Genomic DNA, 2,179 nt, shown 5'->3' on the forward strand with positions numbered 1-2,179 from the left:
TACTATGCGTTGGTTTTTGTGATTACGGTGTTATGCGGTAAGTTGGTAGTAGCGTTGTCTGCCCCTTAAGCGGGCGTTATATTTACAGGAGGTTCAGTGGCAATCACATATATGGAAATTCTTGATACGGCAGTCAAAATTGGGCTTGGTGCTTTAATTAGCGGAGTCACGACTTGGAAAATTACTCAGCTCCAACACAAGAACGACGATGAAAAGCAACGTAGAACCCGAAAATTAGAGAGTTTAGAGTCTGTAGCCGAACAGGTAGAGGTTTTCTCTCATCACTCAATGGTTTATTGGGCAAGAATTGTAGATTTTACTCGTAGAAAAAGTAGTGGCTCAAAACTTAGTGATGACTTTCTGAAAGAGTTAAATGAAGCTAGAGCGAACCTTTACAGCTCATACAAAAACCTCAATAGCGCTGAATCAAAATTGTTATTACTTGGTTTATCTGACAGTCAGCAATCACTGAGAGCTTTTGGTGAGGCTGTTTCTAGTTTCTACGCTGAAGTGTATATCGGTGAACATGGAAAACCATTAGAAGAAGTAAAATTGTGGCGTGAGGATATCTTAGATAATCGTAGAATTTTCTTTGAGGATCTAAGTTCAGCTTACGAGAAATCGTAAATATAACAAACAATTTAAGAGTGATTCAGCACGCTTGGCATTTTTGGTTCGGGTCAAGTTTAGTGATTAAGGTGTTCAAATTGAGTGTCGTGGTAGCGTGCTTCACACCTTAATTGGGCGTTAGCCGTTTTCATAATCATTAGCCAAAGTGTAAGTTGCAAAATGAGTAAAAAGGGTGTAATTTTTACTCATGACGAAATTCGAATTTGATGAAAATAAAAGCAGGTCAAATTTTGAGAAACATGGAATTGATTTCTATACAGCTCAAGGTTTGTGGAATGACTCTGATCTTATCGAGATCCCTGCAAACACAAGTGATGAACCTAGGTATTTGGTCATCGGCATGTTAAATGGTAAGCATTGGTCTGGCGTCATTACATACCGTGGACTAAATATTAGGATCATTTCAGTCAGACGTTCACGTAAAGCGGAGGTGAACTTATATGAAAGCGCATGAGTTTGATGCCAAGTTTGAAAGTGACGATGACATTTTAGGTGATCTAGATTTATCTAAAGTTAAGCGTCCAATGCAAAAGCAGAAACGGGTAAATGTTGATTTCCCCTCATGGATGTTAGATTCACTAGATCGTGAAGCTAACCGAGTAGGTGTTACACGACAGTCGATTATCAAGATTTGGCTAGCTGAAAGGCTTGAAAATGTAGCTCATCACCACACTTCAAACTAAACGGCTAACAAACGCTTCAAGAGGGACAGCCAACGCGTGGCATTTTTACTATGCGTTGGTTTTTGTGGTTACGGTGCTATGCGGAAAGTTGGTAGTAGCGTTGGCTGCCCCTTAAGCGGGCGTTATGCAACTCAGGTAAATTTAGGGGTTCAATCTTTTTGATTTCTCCGGCCATTCGTTTTGTGTTGTCGGCAAATGAGCATTTTTACCCTCAAATTCGTGGTTAACTCAAGCCGTAAAACAGGCAAGGTTCTTTGTTTGCCTCAATCACTTTTAGCGTTGGCGCGTTGTAAATTCAGCGGGTGCAAAGTGCGGAAAGGGCAAGTTAACCGATCATTTCGTATTTGCTGAAAGTCTTGCTCGGTGAGTTTGTCTCATTCAAAAGCTTGGTTTGTTGCTGAACGGTGGACTTTGTTTTGGCGGCTTATTTATCACGGCTCTGGCTTCGGTTGGTTCTTGAATTACTCAACCATTACAATTGTGGCTTTTGTTCGTGTAAATTCAGTTTATCTCATTGAATTTGCATAACAAACGGCTCAAGAGGGATTGCCAACGCGTGGCGGTTTTAGTGCAAAATTGAAGTTCAGTGTTTACAGTGTGTTTTTTGAGTTCGGCGGTGCGTTGTCAACCCCTTAGCCGGGCGTTAGGCAAAGTGAGTTTTTATCAGCTAAAACGAGTTGAAATTGAACGGTAAATTCCATGCTTTGTGGCTTAACTTAAGCAATAAATCGTCATCACATATTTGTTGTTTCTTGATCGTGTTGGGTTGCTTAGCGCTGTAAATTCAGCGGCAAAATAACCTTCGGCATCCAAACGTCCGCCGAGCATGCTACGCTCGTCACTTTTCTTCCAAATCGCTCAATTTG

General features: G+C 40.9%; 3 protein-coding genes. All 3 read left to right on the top strand.

From position 1 onward, the window contains the following. The first annotated feature begins 96 nt into the window (after positions 1–96). The 3 genes from AACR75_RS03685 (at position 97) to brnA (ending at position 1,313) form a co-directional block, all read left to right on the top strand. Positions 97–627: a hypothetical protein gene (locus AACR75_RS03685; protein ID WP_069498697.1), complete on the top strand. Its 531-nt coding sequence runs from the start codon at positions 97–99 to the stop codon at positions 625–627. A 190-nt stretch (positions 628–817) separates the two neighbouring features. Next, positions 818–1,084 carry a BrnT family toxin gene (locus tag AACR75_RS03690; protein WP_010320360.1) on the top strand — a complete coding sequence of 89 codons (267 nt, stop codon included), beginning with the start codon at positions 818–820 and terminating at the stop codon, positions 1,082–1,084. Then, the gene (gene brnA, locus AACR75_RS03695) at positions 1,071–1,313 is read left to right on the top strand and encodes a type II toxin-antitoxin system BrnA family antitoxin (protein ID WP_010320361.1); all 243 of its coding nucleotides are present in this window, start codon (positions 1,071–1,073) and stop codon (positions 1,311–1,313) included. Before AACR75_RS03690 ends, brnA begins: the two co-directional genes overlap by 14 nt. Positions 1,314–2,179: the final 866 nt, after the last annotated feature.

Origin of the sequence: Vibrio sp. ZOR0018 (assembly GCF_963865925.1) — a bacterium.
In the GTDB taxonomy this organism is placed as follows: Bacteria; Pseudomonadota; Gammaproteobacteria; order Enterobacterales; family Vibrionaceae; genus Vibrio; species Vibrio anguillarum.

Excerpts from the sequence above, each read along its gene's own strand:
- AACR75_RS03690 (WP_010320360.1), top strand. The coding sequence starts at position 818 with ATGACGAAATTCGAATTTGATGAAAATAAAAGCAGGTCAAATTTTGAG.
- brnA (WP_010320361.1), top strand. The coding sequence starts at position 1,071 with ATGAAAGCGCATGAGTTTGATGCCAAGTTTGAAAGTGACGATGACATT.